Below are 15893 nucleotides of genomic sequence, written 5' to 3'. Positions count from 1 at the left end.
CGACGACAACACCATGTCCAGCAATCCGTTCGAAACCGCCGTGATTCTCGACGGCATCCGCCGCTGGGTCGAGATCGAATCTCCGACCGAGCGGCCCGATCAGGTCAACAAGCTGGCTGATCTCGTCGCGTCGGGCTATCGCGACCTGCCAGCCACGGTGGAGCGCCTTGCGGGACGCGACGGCTGCGGCGATCACCTGGTGACGCGCTCGTCCTGGGGCCAGGACGCGCCGGGCATCCTGGTGCTGAGCCATCTCGACACAGTCCATCCGATGGGATTCATCGAACGGTTACCATTCAAGGTCGACGGCGACAGCGCGTTCGGCCCCGGCATCTACGACATGAAGGGCGGCGCCTACCTAGCTTATCATGCATTCCGGCAGGTCTGCGCCGACGACACGCGCCCGCCGCTCGGCATCACCCAGCTCTACGTATCGGACGAGGAGATCGGCAGCCCGACCTCGCGGGCGCTGATCGAGGCCGAGGGCCGCAAGGCCAAATACGTGCTGGTGACGGAGCCGGCGCGCGACGGCGGCAAGATCGTCACCGGACGCAAGGGCGTTGCGCGCTTCGACGTCACCATCAAGGGCGCGCCGGCCCATGCCGGCACGCGCCCCGAGGACGGCCGCAGCGCGATCCGGGAGCTCGGCAATGTGATCCAGGCGCTGGAGGCGATGAACGACCTCAAGCGCGGCGTCACCGTCAATGTCGGCGTCGTCCGCGGCGGCACCAAGCCGAACGTGATCGCCGAAGAGGCCTATGCGGAAGTCGACATGCGCGTGCCGACCAGAGCCGACGCCGACGAACTGGTGCCGAAGATCCTCGGGATCACCTCACGCACCGAGGGCGTCAGCGTGAAGATATCGGGCGAATTGAACCGTCCGCCCTATGAGAAAAGCAACGCCGGCGCCGCACTCTACGAGCACGCCAAGGGGCTGGCCGCCGAGCTCGGCTTCGAGCTGGCGGATGTGTTCACCGGCGGCGGCTCCGACGGCAATTTCACCGCGCCGCACACCGCGACCCTCGACGGCCTCGGCGTCGACGGCAAGGGCGCGCATACCCATTACGAGCAGCTCTACATCTCGTCGATCGAGCCGCGCGCGCGGCTGCTCCACCGTCTCTATCAAACGCTGCGATGACACCGGCTCCAGGCGACCGCGGCGATCGCGATTCCCCCGACGACGGTGCGATGGCGCATGCGCGCGGCTCGTTCTTCGGACGACGCAAGGGCCATAAGCTGCGCCCGCATCAGGCCGACCTGATCGACACTCTGCTGCCGCATCTGGCGGTCGACATCTCGGCGCCCGCGCCCGAGGCGCTGACCGAGTTGTTCGATGACGGCATCGAGAATGTCAGGCTCGAGATCGGCTTCGGCGGCGGCGAGCATCTGATCGCGGAGGCACAGGCCTTTCCGAGCACGGGCTTCATCGGCTGCGAGCCCTATGTCAACGGCATGGCGAAGATCCTGACCCAGATCGAGGCGCAAAATATCGGCAATATCCGCCTGTTCGCCGGCGACGCGGCCGAACTGCTGGCCTGGGCGCCGCCGCGCTCGCTTGCGCGCATCGACCTGATCCATCCCGATCCGTGGCCGAAGCGGCGGCACTGGAAGCGGCGCTTCGTGCAGGATGCAACGGTCGCCGCCATGACACGATTGCTGCCACCGGGCGGCGATTTCCGCTTCGTCAGCGACATCGACGATTATTGCGCCTGGACGCTGGCGCATCTGATGCGCTCACCCGACTTCGCCTGGCTGGCCGAGCGCGCGATCGACTGGCAGCAGCCGTGGCCGAACTACACGATGACGCGCTACGGCGCCAAAGCCGAGCGCGAGGGGCGCAAGGCGGCGTATTTGAGGTTCAAGCGCTTGCCGTAGTGCTGTCATTCCGGGGCGATGCGCAGCATCGAACCCGGAACCTCGAGATTCCGGGTTCGTCGCTATCGCGCCGCCCCGGAACGACGGATATCTTCACGCCTGCCCCGCCAGCCGCGCCTTCCTGACGTCGGTCGCCTCCCACACCATCCGCTTGCCGCGCTCGCGGCCGAGCAGCTCGATCGGATCGTGATTGTCGATGTGGCCGAACTGGCCCTTGTAGACGCTGTAGCCGCACAATTCCTGCAAACGGCGCGGAAAGCGGGCCGCGGTCTCGCGCGGAATGCCGAGTTGCAGGTTCTCCTGCTGCCGCATCCAGCCCCAGCAATAGGCGCAGGAGAAGGCAAAGCGCCTGGCGTCGCTGCTGTTGGCGCCGCCGCCATGCCACAGCGCGCTGTCGAACAGCATCACGCTGCCGGCCGGCATGGTCGCGGTGACCGCGTCGTACTCCTTGCCGTATTCGGGCGACGAATCGAATTTGTGGCTGCGCGGAATGATCCGCGTCGCGCCGTTATCTTCGCGGAAATCGGACAGCGCCCAGATCGCATTGATCGTGATCGGAATGTGCGGCCGCGGCAACGGGATCAATTGGGTGTCTTCGTGAATCGGCTGCGCCTCCTGGCCGGGGCCGAGCACGAGCGAGCAGAACGACGAGAGCAGGCATTCCCTGTCCAGCACGCGTTCGACCACCGGCAGCACGTTGTCATGCAGCGGCACCTCCCAGAACAGATCGTCATAGGTCAGGAGGTTGTTGATGCGCAGCGTCTTGAAGCCTTCGAACGACGTCCTGGCAGGTGCGAGATTGCGCTCGCTCTCGATTCTCAGCACCGCCGCCTTCAACCCCTCGACCAGATCGGGCGAGGCGGCGCGCTCGATCACGGTGTATCCGTCGTCGCGGATCCGCGCGGCGTGCGTTTGGATGTCGGCGTCCGTCAGCATGGCAATCTCCCTGTTGGCGCTGTGTCGCGCCTTGCGGAAAGCATAGCGGAACGATTTTGGGTTTGGGAAGTGTGCACGATGATCCGTCATGCTGAGGAGGCCGCAAAGCGGCCGTCTCGAAGCACGACGGCCCGGCTGCAACAGCGTGGCCGTGCATCCTTCGAGACGCGCCTGCGGCGCTCCTCAGGATGACGGAGCCAAGAGCAGCTAGCGTGAACTAGCGCGACTTCCAGAACTCCACGACGCGCTGCGCCGTCGAGGGCATCAGGCGCACGAAATTCACCCGCGCACCTTCGATATCGGCAGGAGACGGCACGCGGTTGGGCCCGAGCCGCATCAGGATCAGGGCACGCACGGTCGGCCATTCGAAGCCGATCGTCTTGCTCGCGATCAGGATCGGATCGTAACGGTCGCCGGAGATCAGGCGATCGAGCGTGACGATTTTCACGCCGGCCATCGCGGCGAGCGCCGCCACGCATTCCTCATATTTGAAGGCCTTTGCGAAGCCGGCCACCGTGGCCTCGTTCAATTCACCGGCGCGATGCAGCGCCAGGACGGCGCGCTGCGCAGCTGTGAAATCGCGGCCCTCGACCTGAACGATCACGCCCTCGATCTCGGTCATCGCCAGCTTGATCTCGGCCTGGCGTTCCGGCTTGGCGACGGCATGCAGACGGCGGCGGATCACGTCGATCGAGCCGGCGAGCAGGCCCTTCAGATGCTCGGGCGGAAGATCATCGCGGCGGCCGATCCGCAGCGTCAGCACGCCGTCCTGGCCGGCGCGTTGCACCAAGGTCGTGAAGGAGGCGTCCGAGAACGCCGCGCCCGCATTGCCGGCCGCGCATCGGATGACGTCGCGATCGCCACGTCGGACGAGGACGTCGGTCAGCGCAGTCGAGAGCTTCGATCGCTCGGCCATCGCGAGCAGATGGCCCTGGCCCTTGGCATTGGCGATCTCGACCAGCACCTTTTCGTCAATCACCGGCGATCGGCGCAGCAGCGGCCCCGCGATCGCGACCTCGTCGTCGCGGGCGAGCTGCCCGACCAGATGCCGCGGCGCGTTGGCGAGCAGCGCGAGCCGTTCGGCGAGATCGACCCGCGCGGCAAGCTCGGCATGCGGGACCAGGCTGGTCAGCACCCCGTCGAACAGGTCGATATGGTCGGGACGGAAGCTCGCGGCGCCCTGCAGGAACAGCTCGCCGAGCCGCCGCGCGGCCTCGGCGCGGCGCTTGGGGTCGCCGCGACGAACGATGTCGTCGAGTTCCGGGATCAGCGCAGGGGCTGTCGTCATGGGCCTTGTCCAACCGGCGACTTCTGCCGATTTTCGGCAATCTATGGTCCCGTTCGTAAACGGAGGGTTAGATCAATCCGGCATCCGGGGAGCCGTAAAATCGCCTCCCGCCGGACCCGAGGGCCTTGCCGGACCCGGGCAAAAGAGCTATATCCAGCGCAACTTATGGTATCTCATACGATCGCGTAGGAGAGTGGGCCCCCCGGGACCCGCTCTTTTTATTACCTGACGGGACCCAACGAGGCCGGGTCCGGTTTGGGTAGCGTTAGCGGCCCCTTAAGGCCACCTGAACAACACAACAGACCTCAGCAGCCTTTAAGACCTTAGACAGCCTTTGACACTGGATATGACCGAACCGACCGCCACGTCCGTGGACACCGAACTGCTCGCCGAGCCGCGTCTCGTCGTCGAGCCCGGGGTTGCGGCGCGCGTCGCCGCGGTCGCGGTCCCGGTGCTGCAGGGCATGGGCTATCGCCTGGTGCGCATCAAGGTCTCGGGCGATGCCGGCTGCACCGTGCAGATCATGGCGGAGCGGCCCGACGGCTCGATGCAGCTCGAGGATTGCGAGGCGATCTCGCGCGCGCTGTCGCCGGTGCTCGATGTCGCCGACCCGATCGAGCGCGCCTACCGGCTGGAAATCTCGTCGCCCGGCATCGACCGCCCGCTGGTGCGCCGCTCCGACTTCGAGCGCTACACCGGGCATCTCGTGAAGATCGAGATGGCGGTGGCGCATCAGGGCCGCAAGCGGTTTCGCGGCGTGCTTGCCGGCGTCGAGGGCGATGCGGTGCGCATCAGGCGCGACGATCCGCGTCCGGACGAGGACGCCGAGGTTCTCCTGGTGATGGAGGACATCTCGGACGCGCGGCTGGTGCTGACCGATGAGCTGATCGAGGAATCGATGCGCCGCGGCAAGGCCGCCGAGCGCGAGCTGCGCCGCGAGCTCGGCCTTGCGCCGCCGCAGCCGGCCCATGCCAAGAAGAGCGATCCGGCGAAGAGCCAGAAGCCGAAACCCAAGCCTGGTGATAAGCCTGCTCACAAGCCCGGCAAGAGGCCGGCCCCGACCAATACCAAAAAGCACCGCCTGGCGGCCGAGCGCGCGCGCCGTGGCGAGATCGATCCATCCGAAGGAGACTAAGCCATGGCAGTCAGCGCCAACAAACTCGAACTGCTGCAGATCGCAGACGCAGTTGCGCGCGAAAAGTCGATCGACCGCTCCATCGTGATCGCGGCGATGGAAGACGCCATCGCCAAGGCCGCGCGTGCCCGCTACGGCAGCGAGACCGACGTCCATGCCGAGATCGACGCCAAGAAGGGCGAGCTGCGGCTGACCCGCCACATGCTGGTGGTCGACGTCGTCGAAAACTCGTCGAACCAGATTTCGCTGCACGACGCGCAGCGCGCCAATCCGGGCGCCCAGGTCGGCGACACCATCGCCGACACCCTGCCGCCGCTGGAATATGGCCGCATTGCCGCGCAGTCGGCCAAGCAGGTGATCGTGCAGAAGGTGCGCGAGGCCGAGCGCGACCGGCAGTACCAGGAATTCAAGGACCGCATCGGCGACATCGTCAACGGCATCGTCAAGCGCGTCGAATATGGCAGCGTGATCGTCGACCTCGGCCGTGGCGAAGCGATCGTGCGCCGCGACGAGATGCTGCCGCGCGAAGTGTTCCGCAACGGCGACCGCGTCCGCGCCTATATCTTCGACGTCCGCCGCGAGACCCGCGGTCCGCAGATTTTCCTGTCGCGCACCCATCCGCAGTTCATGGCGAAGCTGTTCGCGCAGGAAGTGCCGGAGATCTATGACGGCATCGTCGAGATCAAGGCGGTCGCCCGCGATCCGGGCTCGCGCGCCAAGATCGGCGTGATTTCGCGCGATTCCTCGGTCGACCCGGTCGGCGCCTGCGTCGGCATGCGCGGCTCGCGCGTGCAGGCCGTGGTGAACGAGCTGCAGGGCGAGAAGATCGACATCATCCCGTGGTCGCCCGACATTGCGACCTTCGTCGTCAACGCGCTGGCGCCGGCTGAAGTCGCCAAGGTCGTGATCGACGAGGACCGCGAGCGCATCGAGGTCGTGGTTCCCGACACCAACAACCAGCTGTCGCTGGCGATCGGCCGCCGCGGCCAGAACGTCCGCCTCGCCTCGCAGCTGACCGGCTGGGACATCGACATCCTGACCGAGCAGGAAGAGTCGGAGCGCCGTCAGGCCGACTTCGAGAACTCGACCCGCGTGTTCATGGAAGCGCTCAATGTCGACGAGGTGGTCGGCCAGCTGCTCGCCTCCGAAGGCTTCACCTCGGTCGAGGAACTCGCGCTGGTCGATGTCAAGGAACTCGCGGGCATCGAGGGTTTCGACGAGGAGACCGCCACCGAGCTGCAGACCCGCGCCCGCGAATATCTGGAACAGCTCGAGGCGGAACTGGAAGCCAAGCGCAAGGAACTCGGCGTCGAGGACGCCATGAAGGACGTGCCCGGCATCACCGGCAAGATGCTGGTGAAGCTCGGCGAGAACGACGTGAAGACGGTCGAGGATCTCGCCGGCTGCGCCACCGACGATCTGGTCGGCTGGACCGAGCGCAAGGAAGGCGGCGAGCCGACCAAGCATGCCGGGTTCCTCGACGGCATCGAGATCTCGCGCGACGAGGCCGAGGCCGTGATCATGCAGGCCCGTCTGAAGGCCGGCTGGATCACCGAGGCCGACCTCGCCAAGCCTGCCGAGGAGGCCGAGGCCGCCGAAGCAGAAACGACGGCTTCGTAGCGCGTGTTCCGCAAAGGTGGATACCGGCTTTGCGATAAGAACTCGCGCCAATTCACGACGGAGATGCCCCACGGATGCCGGCTCAGGCTGACCCCGATCTCGACGATGGGCCGCGGACGCAGAAGTCCGCGACCACGCGGATGTGCGCGGTCAGCCGCGAGGTGCGTCCGATCGACGAGCTGATCCGGTTCGTCGTCGCGCCCACGGGCGAGGTGATCCCGGATCTCAAGCGCAAGCTGCCCGGCCGCGGACTCTGGGTTTCCGCATCGCGGCGCAGCGTTGCGGAAGCCGTCCGCCGTCACCAATTTAGCAAGGGATTCAAGCGCGATGTCCGCGTCGCGCCGACCCTCCCCACCGACACCGACACCCTCCTGGTGCGCAGCGTCACCGAGGCCCTGGCAATGGCCGCCAAGGCCGGTCAGGTGGTTTCGGGCTTCGGCAAGGTCGAGGACGCACTCAACCGGAACGAAACTGCAGCCCTGATCCACGCTTCCGACGGCGCGGCGGACGGAATCCGCAAATTGGACGCGATCGTGAGGCAAAGGGGCGAAAAACGTGGTGAATCGCCGGTAATCCCCGTCGTCAATGTTTTGACGTCGGAAGAATTGGATTTGGCACTTGGGCGGTCAAATGTGATACATGCTGCGCTGCTCGCGGGCCCAGCGAGCAAGACGTTCCTGTCGCGCTGCCAGATGCTGGTCCGATACCGGATGGCCGACGACGACAAGACCGCCGAAGCGGCCAGAAATTCCAGAGCGTGATCCGGGAAGGCGGACGCCGTCTTTCCGACCGGTCATGCTCAGCAAACGACGACACGTTGAAGGATTTGTGCGGCAAACGCACAGCGAAACGAGATTAGGACTGCTGAATGGTTGATACCAAGACCCCTGGCGACAAGACTTTGAGTGTCCCGAGCAAGACGTTGTCGCTGAAGCCGCGCGTCGAGACGGGCACCGTGCGCCAGAGCTTCAGCCACGGCCGGACCAAGCAGGTCGTGGTCGAGAAGCGCGGCAAGCGTCGCGTCGGTGGCGATGGTCCCGGCGAGGCGCACGCGCCGGAACCCGTGGTTGCAAAGCCTGCGGCGCCGGCCGCCAGGCCGCCGCTCGGCCGCCCCTCAGGCCCGCCTCCCGGCCAGCAACAGCGTAACACCCGCTCCGGCGTGGTGCTGCCGACCCTGACCGAGGACGAGCGTTCCGCGCGCGCCAGCGCGCTGGCCGACGCCCGTCAGCGCGACATCGAGGAACGCCGCCAGGCCGAAGAGGAAGCCAAGCGCCGCGCCGTCCGCGAGGCTGCCGAGAAGGCCGAGCGCGAGGCCGCCGAAACCCGCCGCAAGGCGGAAGAGGAGCGCCACCGCCACGAGGAAGAGGCCAAGCGCAAGGCCGAGGTCGAGGCCAAGCGCCGCTTTGGCGAGGGTGAAGCCAAACCCGGCGCTCCGGCCACAACAACGGCCAGGCCCACGACAGCCGCACCTGCGTCTGCTCCGCCTGCCCGCGCGCCCGCAGCACGCCCGACCACCACGACAACCGCGCGCGCACCAGCCTCTGCGGTGCGGCCGGCGGCAGTTGCGGCCGGGCCGGACGAAGACGAAGGTCCGCGCCTGGTGCGCCGCCCCGGCGGCGCCGTGCGCCCCGCCGCGGCTCCGAAGACCACCCACAAGCCCGGCCCGCAGAAGGAGCGCGGCCGCCTCACTCTGACCACTGCGCTCAACGCCGACGACGTGCGCGAGCGTTCGATCGCCTCGTTCCGCCGCCGCACCCAGCGCCTGAAGGGGCATGCGTCGAACGAACCGAAGGAAAAGCTGATCCGCGAAGTCACCATTCCGGAAGCGATCACGATCCAGGAACTCGCGAACCGCATGTCGGAACGCGCGGTCGACGTCATCCGCATGCTGATGAAGCAGGGCGCGATGCACAAGATCACCGACGTGATCGATGCCGACACCGCGCAACTGATCGCCGAAGAACTCGGCCACAGCGTCAAGCGCGTCGCGGCGTCCGACGTGGAAGAGGGCCTGTTCGACGTCGTCGACAATTCCACCGACACCGAGCCGCGCTCGCCGGTGGTCACCGTCATGGGTCACGTCGACCACGGCAAGACCTCGCTGCTCGAACGCGCTGCGCCACGCCAACGTCGTATCGGGCGAAGCCGGCGGCATCACCCAGCATATCGGCGCCTACCAGGTGCTGTCGCCCGAGAGCGGCACCAAGATCACGTTCATCGACACGCCCGGCCACGCCGCGTTCACCGCGATGCGCGCCCGCGGCGCCAAGGTCACCGACATCGTCGTGCTGGTGGTCGCGGCCGATGACGGCGTGATGCCGCAGACGATCGAGGCGATCAATCACGCCAAGGCGGCCAAGGTGCCGATGATCGTGGCGATCAACAAGATCGACAAGCCGGATGCGCGGCCGGAGCGCGTGCGCACCGAGTTGCTCCAGTACGAGGTGCAGGTCGAATCGCTCGGCGGCGACGTCGTCGACGTCGAGGTTTCGGCCAAGAACAAGACCAATCTCGACAAGCTGCTCGAGATGATCGCGCTGCAGGCTGAAATCCTCGACCTGAAGACCAACTCGGAACGTCCGGCGGAAGGCACCGTGATCGAAGCCAAGCTCGATCGCGGACGCGGTCCGGTCGCGACCGTGCTGGTGCAGCGCGGCACGCTGCGCGTCGGCGACATCATCGTGGCCGGCGCCGAGATGGGCCGCGTCCGCGCCTTGATCTCCGACCAGGGCGAGAATCTCGAAGAGGCCGGCCCTTCGGTGCCGGTCGAGGTGCTCGGCTTCAACGGTCCGCCGGAAGCCGGCGATCGTCTCGCCGTGGTCGAGAACGAAGCTCGCGCCCGTCAGGTCACGAGCTATCGCGCGCACCAGAAGCGCGAGAATGCCGCGGCCTCGATCTCGGGCATGCGCGGCTCGCTCGAGCAGATGATGTCGCAGCTCAAGACCGCGGGCCGCAAGGAGTTCCCGCTGATCGTCAAGGCCGACGTGCAGGGCTCGCTGGAAGCGATCCTGGGCTCGCTCGAGAAGCTCGGCACCGACGAAGTCGCCGCCCGTATCCTGCATGCCGGCGTCGGCGGCATCTCGAAGTCCGACGTCACGCTGGCGGAAGGCTTCAACGCCGCGATCATCGGCTTCTCGGTCCGAGCCAACAAGGAAGCCGCAGCCGCCGCCAAGCGCAACGGCATCGAGATCCGCTACTACAACATCATCTACGACCTCGTGGATGACATCAAAAAGGCGATGTCCGGCCTGCTCGCGCCCACGCTGCGCGAAACCATGCTGGGCAACGCGCAGATCCTGGAAGTGTTCAACATTTCCAAGGTCGGCAAGGTCGCGGGTTGCCGCGTCACCGACGGCACCGTGGAACGCGGCGCCAATGTTCGCCTGATCCGCGACAACGTCGTGGTGCACGAAGGCAAGCTGTCGACGCTGAAGCGCTTCAAGGATGAAGTGAAGGAAGTGGTCGCCGGCCAGGAGTGTGGCATGGCGTTCGAGAACTACGGCGACATGCGTGTCGGCGACGTGATCGAGTGTTACCGCATCGAGACGATCCAGCGCTCTCTGTAAGTCCAAATCTTACGAAGCGCAGATCTTGCTAGGCGTTGGGTCCATTTAACTGAAAATGCGACGGCGTGGCCGGACTTTAGTCCGGCCACCAGCACATCGTCCGATTGAAAGCAAAGCAAGGACATTGATGCCCGCGGCCACGGCTGGCGGGCGCGACGGTTTTGGAAAAAGGTCATGCCCCGTCAAAAGAAGAGTTCCAGCCCCGGCGGATCGCAACGTCAGCTGCGCGTCGGCGAAACGGTTCGCCATGCAGTTGCCGAGATTCTGTCACAGGGTGAGGTTCACGATCCCGATCTGGAAGGCCACATCATCACCGTTCCCGAGGTGCGTATGTCGCCGGATCTGAAGCTCGCCACGATCTACGTGATGCCGCTCGGCGGCCGCGACACCGACACGGTGATATCCGCGCTCGAGCGCAACAAGAAGTTCCTTCGCGGCGAGATCGCGCACCGCGTCAACCTGAAATTTGCACCCGACATTCGCTTCCGCGTCGATGAGCGGTTCGACGAGGCGGAGCGCATCGAGAAACTACTGCGGACACCTGCGGTGCAGCGAGACCTTGCACCCGATTCGGACGACGAGTGATGACTGTGATGACGACCAACAGCGTTATCGACGCGAAGGATTCCGACGCGCGCGACGTTGAGCGGGATGCTTTTGCCGGCCAGCGCACCGACGATGCGCGCCGCACCAACAACGACCCGCGCCAGAAGCAGGGCAGGCAGAACCAGCAGCCGCGCCGCGACAAGCGCGACGTCCACGGCTGGGTGGTGCTCGACAAGCCGATCGGCATGACCTCGACGCAGGCGGTCGCGGTGCTCAAGCGCCTGTTCCAGGCCAAGCGCGCCGGCCATGCCGGCACGCTCGATCCGCTCGCCTCCGGCGGCTTGCCGATCGCGCTGGGCGAGGCGACCAAGACGGTGCCGTTCGTGATGGACGGCCGCAAGCGCTACCGCTTCACGGTGTGCTGGGGCGAGGAGCGCGACACCGACGACACCGAGGGACGGCCGGTCAGGACCAGCGAGAGCCGGCCGACCGCCGATTCGATCCGGGAACTCTTGCCGCGCTTTACCGGGGTGATCGAGCAGATCCCGCCGCAATATTCGGCGATCAAGGTGCAGGGCGAGCGCGCCTATGATCTGGCGCGCGACGGCGAGACCGTCGAACTGAAGCCGCGCCCGGTCGAAATTCACGAATTAACCCTTGTGGAACATGGAGATAACAGTCAGTCCGTATTCGAGGCCGAGTGCGGCAAGGGAACCTATGTCCGGGCGCTGGCCCGCGATATGGGCCGGATTCTGGGCTGTTTCGGCCATATCTGCGCCCTGCGGCGAACCCTTGTCGGTCCGTTTACCGAACGGGACATGATTCCGCTGGAACAGTTGGAGGCTTTATGCAATAGAGCCGCGTCTGGCGAGGGCAGCCTCGCCGACGCGCTTTTGCCCGTTGAGACCGCGCTGGACGACATCCCGGCACTGGCCGTCACACGGGCTGATGCGGCAAGGCTCCACAGGGGCCAGGCCGTTTTGTTGCGCGGACGGGATGCGCCCAATACCAGCGGCACAGTCTATGTCACGGTGGCAGGCCGGCTTCTCGCGCTTGCCGAAATTGGCAATGGCGAACTCATCCCCAAGCGCGTGTTCAACCTGAACGGACTGACTGCCGGTCCGGCTCGCAACCATGAAAGTAACTGACGATGTCGATTACCGCAGAACGCAAAGCGGAAGTCATCAAGACGAATGCCAACAAGGCCGGCGACACCGGCTCGCCCGAGGTTCAGGTCGCGATCCTGTCGGAACGCATCAATAACCTCACCGAGCACTTCAAGAGCCATGTGAAGGACAACCATTCACGCCGCGGCCTGCTGAAGCTCGTGTCGACGCGTCGCTCCCTGCTTGACTACATCAAGCGCAAGGACGAGGCGCGCTACAAGGCGCTGCTCGAAAAGCACAACATCCGTCGTTGATTTGAGAAGCACGCGCGCGAGGGTTCGCGCGCGTTTTCGCATGGTCGTCCGTGAACTCGGGCTTTCGAATTGTCGAAAGATGATCATGCGCAGCATGGCAGTCGCGCCATGCACACTAGCGTCCAGCAGCAATCCGGCCGCTGGACCGGGCAAGATGCCCAGATGACCGAAAGGATGGACGCCATCCGAAATCCAGGGACCATGGCAGGATCGCCGGATGCTGATCGCGACAGCGCATCAGTGTCTCGCCGTCTTGGCATGGTCTTTGTGTTTCAGGGCGCCGTGCTTTCGTGAAACCATGAAAGAAAACCGAAATGTTCAATTCGCATTCCGTCGAAATCGACTGGGGTGGACGTCCCCTCAAACTTGAAACCGGCAAGATCGCCCGCCAGGCCGACGGCGCCGTGATGGCCACCTACGGCGAGACCGTGGTGCTTGCCACCGTCGTTGCGGCGAAGGCGCCGCGCGAGGGCGTCGACTTCCTGCCGCTCACGGTCGACTACCAGGAGAAGACCTACGCCGCGGGCCGCATTCCCGGCGGCTATTTCAAGCGCGAAGGCCGTCCGACCGAGAAGGAGACGCTGGTCTCCCGCCTGATCGACCGCCCGATCCGTCCGCTGTTCGTCGACGGCTGGCGCAACGAGACCCAGGTGATCGTCACCGTGCTCTCGCACGACATGGAGAACGATCCGGACATCGTGTCGCTGGTCGCCGCCTCCGCCGCCCTGACGCTGTCGGGCGCGCCGTTCAAGGGCCCGATCGGCGCCGCGCGCGTCGGCTTCGCCAATGACGAATACGTGCTCAACCCGACGCTGGACGAGATGACCGAGACCCAGCTCGACCTCGTCGTCGCCGGCACCGCCGACGCCGTGCTGATGGTCGAATCGGAAGCCAAGGAGCTCAACGAGGACGTGATGCTCGGCGCGGTCATGTTCGGCCACCGCCACTTCCAGCCGGTGATCAACGCGATCATCGAGCTTGCCGAGAAGGCCGCCAAGGAGCCGCGCGAAGTCACCACGATCGACAACTCGGAGATCGAGAAGGAGATGCTCGGCATCGCCGAACAGGAGCTCCGCAAGGCCTATGCGATCCCGGTCAAGCAGGAACGCTATGCCGCGGTCGGCGCCGTCAAGGAGAAGGTGCTGGCGCACTTCTTCCCGGAAGGCCAGGAGCCGAAATACGACAAACTTCGCGTCGCCGGCGTGTTCAAGGAACTGGAAGCCAAGATCGTTCGCTGGAACATCCTTGACACCGGCAAGCGCATCGACGGCCGTGACGCCAAGACCGTGCGCAACATCATCGCCGAAGCCGGCGTGCTGCCGCGCGCCCACGGCTCGGCGCTGTTCACCCGCGGTGAGACCCAGGCGATGGTCGTGACCACGCTCGGCACCGGCGAGGACGAGCAGTACATCGATGCACTGTCGGGGACGTACAAGGAAACGTTCCTGCTGCACTACAACTTCCCGCCCTACTCGGTCGGTGAAACCGGTCGCCTCGGCGGCACCAAGCGCCGCGAAATCGGCCACGGCAAGCTCGCCTGGCGCGCGATCCACCCGGTGCTGCCGCCGCATCACGAGTTCCCGTACACGATCCGCGTGGTCTCCGAGATCACCGAGTCGAACGGCTCGTCCTCGATGGCCTCGGTGTGCGGCGCCTCGTTGTCGCTGATGGACGCCGGCGTGCCGCTGAAGCGGCCGACCGCCGGTATCGCCATGGGCCTGATCCTCGAAGGTCAGCGCTTCGCGGTGCTGTCGGACATCCTCGGTGACGAGGATCATCTCGGCGACATGGACTTCAAGGTCGCCGGTACCGACCACGGCATCACCTCGCTCCAGATGGACATCAAGATCGAGGGCATCACCGAGGAGATCATGAAGGTTGCGCTTGGCCAGGCCAAGGAAGGGCGCATCCACATCCTCGGCGAGATGGCCAAGGCACTGACCGCGGCGCGCGCCGAGCTCGGCGAATACGCACCGCGCATCGAGACCTTCAAGATCGCCACCGACAAGATCCGCGAAGTGATCGGCACCGGCGGCAAGGTGATCCGCGAGATCGTCGAGAAGACCGGCGCCAAGGTCAACATCGAGGACGACGGCACCGTGAAGGTCGCCTCCAACGATGGCGAGGCGATGAAGGCTGCGATCAAGTGGATCAAGTCGATCGCCTCCGATCCGGAGGTCGGCCAGATCTACGAGGGCACCGTCGTCAAGGTGATGGAGTTCGGCGCATTCGTGAACTTCTTCGGCGCCAAGGACGGCCTCGTCCACATCAGCCAGCTCGCGTCCAACCGCGTGCAGAAGACCTCCGACGTCGTCAAGGAAGGCGACAAGGTCAAGGTCAAGCTGCTCGGCTTCGACGATCGCGGCAAGACCCGCCTGTCGATGAAGGCGGTCGACCAGGAGACCGGCGAGGATCTCGAGGCCAAGCAGAAGACCGAAGCGCCGGCTGCGGCGCCGCGCGAAGCTGCCGGCGAGTAAGCCAAGGCCAATCGACTAGCAAATCGACTGTTACGAAAAGGGCGGCCCTGTGGCCGCCCTTTTTGGCTTGCCGAGATCGGACGCAAATCAATCTCCGCTGATCGGCATGCGCGATTTTGACCCGGCATTGTGACCGGATTCGCTGGAACCCGTTCACAACTCGGGCCTAACATCAGGAAGCTTTCCCAGCACGGAGAACCACGATGTCCTCGATGTCCCGACGCCATTTGATCATCGCAGCAGGCGGCATCGCCGCGGCCGCAGCCGCATCGCGCACGGCATTCGCGCAGGCCCCCGCCGGACCGTTCAAGATCGATCCGCTGACCTATCCCACCAATGCGCTGGAGCCGCATATCGACGCCAAGACGATGGAAATCCATCACGACCGGCATCATCAGGCCTATGTCACCAACCTCAACAATTTCGCCAAGGACAATCCGCAGATCGCCGAGAAGCCGGTCGTCGAGGTGCTCGCCAATCTCGGCAGCGTGCCGGAGGCGATCCGCACCGGCGTGCGCAACAATATGGGCGGCCACGCCAACCACACCATGTTCTGGCAGATCATGGGACCGAACGGCGGCAAGGCGGACGGCGAGGTGCTCGCCGCGATCGATCGCGACCTCGGCGGCATGGAAAAATTCCAGACCGATTTCAACGCCGCCGGCGGGCGCGTGTTCGGCTCCGGCTGGGTGTTCGTCACCGTGACCAAGGACGGCAAGCTCGCGATCGAGACCCGGCCGAACCAGGACAATCCGATCATGGACGGCAAGCGCGCGCTGCTCGGCAATGACGTCTGGGAGCACGCCTATTACCTGACCTATCAGAACCGTCGGCCCGATTATCTCAAGGCGTGGTGGAATACGGTGAACTGGAAGGCCGTGGCTGAGCGCTATGCGGCAGCAAAGGCCGGCACGCTCGGCGTGTGAGCCGCCGGGCTCGCCGGTCGCACACAACTGCGCTAGAGTTGAAAGCTCCGCGAGACGATCGCGGGCTTTCAACTTTATGCACCCACAGCGTCGCGCCGCCGGCG

12 protein-coding genes and 1 pseudogene are annotated in these 15893 nt (G+C 65.5%); 11 read left to right on the top strand and 2 right to left on the bottom strand.

What is annotated here, in order from left to right; genetic code table 11:
* The first annotated feature begins 13 nt into the window (after nucleotides 1–13).
* Together ACSKB9_RS25185 and ACSKB9_RS25180 are read left to right on the top strand one after the other, a co-directional pair.
* Nucleotides 14–1138: a M20 family metallopeptidase gene (locus tag ACSKB9_RS25185; RefSeq protein WP_438076462.1), complete on the top strand. Its 1125-nt coding sequence runs from the start codon at nucleotides 14–16 to the stop codon at nucleotides 1136–1138.
* The gene (locus ACSKB9_RS25180) at nucleotides 1135–1875 is read left to right on the top strand and encodes a tRNA (guanine(46)-N(7))-methyltransferase TrmB (RefSeq protein WP_438076460.1); all 741 of its coding nucleotides are present in this window, start codon (nucleotides 1135–1137) and stop codon (nucleotides 1873–1875) included. Before ACSKB9_RS25185 ends, ACSKB9_RS25180 begins: the two co-directional genes overlap by 4 nt.
* A gap of 93 nt (nucleotides 1876–1968) precedes the next feature.
* Here ACSKB9_RS25180 and ACSKB9_RS25175 read toward each other — a convergent pair whose 3' ends face one another.
* Both ACSKB9_RS25175 and ACSKB9_RS25170 read right to left on the bottom strand, forming a co-directional pair.
* Complete coding sequence (locus ACSKB9_RS25175; protein WP_076824505.1) at nucleotides 1969–2811, bottom strand: phytanoyl-CoA dioxygenase family protein; 843 nt, start codon at nucleotides 2809–2811, stop codon at nucleotides 1969–1971.
* Between the two features lie 217 nt (nucleotides 2812–3028).
* Nucleotides 3029–4099 carry a DUF2336 domain-containing protein gene (locus ACSKB9_RS25170; RefSeq protein ID WP_438076457.1) on the bottom strand — a complete coding sequence of 357 codons (1071 nt, stop codon included), beginning with the start codon at nucleotides 4097–4099 and terminating at the stop codon, nucleotides 3029–3031.
* 346 nt (nucleotides 4100–4445) lie between these two features.
* Between ACSKB9_RS25170 and rimP the strand changes: the two genes are divergently transcribed.
* From rimP to ACSKB9_RS25125, 9 genes and pseudogenes are all read left to right on the top strand, one after another.
* Nucleotides 4446–5234: a ribosome maturation factor RimP gene (rimP, locus tag ACSKB9_RS25165; RefSeq protein ID WP_438076455.1), complete on the top strand. Its 789-nt coding sequence runs from the start codon at nucleotides 4446–4448 to the stop codon at nucleotides 5232–5234.
* Nucleotides 5235–5237: 3 nt separating this feature from the next.
* Nucleotides 5238–6854, top strand: a complete 1617-nt coding sequence (nusA, locus tag ACSKB9_RS25160) for a transcription termination factor NusA (protein ID WP_057015297.1) — start codon at nucleotides 5238–5240, stop codon at nucleotides 6852–6854.
* 74 nt (nucleotides 6855–6928) lie between these two features.
* The gene (locus ACSKB9_RS25155; protein ID WP_438076453.1) at nucleotides 6929–7615 is read left to right on the top strand and encodes an RNA-binding protein; all 687 of its coding nucleotides are present in this window, start codon (nucleotides 6929–6931) and stop codon (nucleotides 7613–7615) included.
* A gap of 107 nt (nucleotides 7616–7722) precedes the next feature.
* A pseudogene (gene infB, locus ACSKB9_RS25150) lies at nucleotides 7723–10420 on the top strand (translation initiation factor IF-2).
* 174 nt (nucleotides 10421–10594) lie between these two features.
* The gene (rbfA, locus tag ACSKB9_RS25145; RefSeq protein ID WP_028343913.1) at nucleotides 10595–11005 is read left to right on the top strand and encodes a 30S ribosome-binding factor RbfA; all 411 of its coding nucleotides are present in this window, start codon (nucleotides 10595–10597) and stop codon (nucleotides 11003–11005) included.
* Nucleotides 11005–12114 carry a tRNA pseudouridine(55) synthase TruB gene (gene truB, locus ACSKB9_RS25140; protein WP_438076451.1) on the top strand — a complete coding sequence of 370 codons (1110 nt, stop codon included), beginning with the start codon at nucleotides 11005–11007 and terminating at the stop codon, nucleotides 12112–12114. Before rbfA ends, truB begins: the two co-directional genes overlap by 1 nt.
* 2 nt (nucleotides 12115–12116) lie before the next feature.
* A complete protein-coding gene (rpsO, locus tag ACSKB9_RS25135) occupies nucleotides 12117–12386 on the top strand; it encodes a 30S ribosomal protein S15 (protein ID WP_016844725.1) in 270 nt (89 codons plus the stop codon).
* A gap of 314 nt (nucleotides 12387–12700) precedes the next feature.
* Nucleotides 12701–14863 carry a polyribonucleotide nucleotidyltransferase gene (pnp, locus tag ACSKB9_RS25130; RefSeq protein WP_050383431.1) on the top strand — a complete coding sequence of 721 codons (2163 nt, stop codon included), beginning with the start codon at nucleotides 12701–12703 and terminating at the stop codon, nucleotides 14861–14863.
* Nucleotides 14864–15066: 203 nt separating this feature from the next.
* The gene (locus ACSKB9_RS25125; protein WP_057015294.1) at nucleotides 15067–15789 is read left to right on the top strand and encodes a superoxide dismutase; all 723 of its coding nucleotides are present in this window, start codon (nucleotides 15067–15069) and stop codon (nucleotides 15787–15789) included.
* The last annotated feature ends 104 nt before the right edge of the window (nucleotides 15790–15893 follow it).

Origin of the sequence: Bradyrhizobium sp. BR 1433 (genome assembly GCF_051547665.1) — a bacterium.
GTDB classification, from domain to species: Bacteria; Pseudomonadota; Alphaproteobacteria; order Rhizobiales; family Xanthobacteraceae; genus Bradyrhizobium; species Bradyrhizobium australafricanum.
This window is presented reverse-complemented; position numbering and strand designations above follow the sequence as displayed.

Excerpts from the sequence above, each read along its gene's own strand:
- truB (WP_438076451.1), top strand. The coding sequence starts at position 11,005 with ATGACTGTGATGACGACCAACAGCGTTATCGACGCGAAGGATTCCGAC.
- ACSKB9_RS25155 (WP_438076453.1), top strand. The coding sequence starts at position 6,929 with ATGCCGGCTCAGGCTGACCCCGATCTCGACGATGGGCCGCGGACGCAG.
- nusA (WP_057015297.1), top strand. The coding sequence starts at position 5,238 with ATGGCAGTCAGCGCCAACAAACTCGAACTGCTGCAGATCGCAGACGCA.
- pnp (WP_050383431.1), top strand. The coding sequence starts at position 12,701 with ATGTTCAATTCGCATTCCGTCGAAATCGACTGGGGTGGACGTCCCCTC.
- ACSKB9_RS25175 (WP_076824505.1), bottom strand. The coding sequence starts at position 2,811 with ATGCTGACGGACGCCGACATCCAAACGCACGCCGCGCGGATCCGCGAC.
- rbfA (WP_028343913.1), top strand. The coding sequence starts at position 10,595 with ATGCCCCGTCAAAAGAAGAGTTCCAGCCCCGGCGGATCGCAACGTCAG.
- ACSKB9_RS25180 (WP_438076460.1), top strand. The coding sequence starts at position 1,135 with ATGACACCGGCTCCAGGCGACCGCGGCGATCGCGATTCCCCCGACGAC.
- rimP (WP_438076455.1), top strand. The coding sequence starts at position 4,446 with ATGACCGAACCGACCGCCACGTCCGTGGACACCGAACTGCTCGCCGAG.
- ACSKB9_RS25170 (WP_438076457.1), bottom strand. The coding sequence starts at position 4,099 with ATGACGACAGCCCCTGCGCTGATCCCGGAACTCGACGACATCGTTCGT.
- ACSKB9_RS25125 (WP_057015294.1), top strand. The coding sequence starts at position 15,067 with ATGTCCTCGATGTCCCGACGCCATTTGATCATCGCAGCAGGCGGCATC.
- ACSKB9_RS25185 (WP_438076462.1), top strand. The coding sequence starts at position 14 with ATGTCCAGCAATCCGTTCGAAACCGCCGTGATTCTCGACGGCATCCGC.
- rpsO (WP_016844725.1), top strand. The coding sequence starts at position 12,117 with ATGTCGATTACCGCAGAACGCAAAGCGGAAGTCATCAAGACGAATGCC.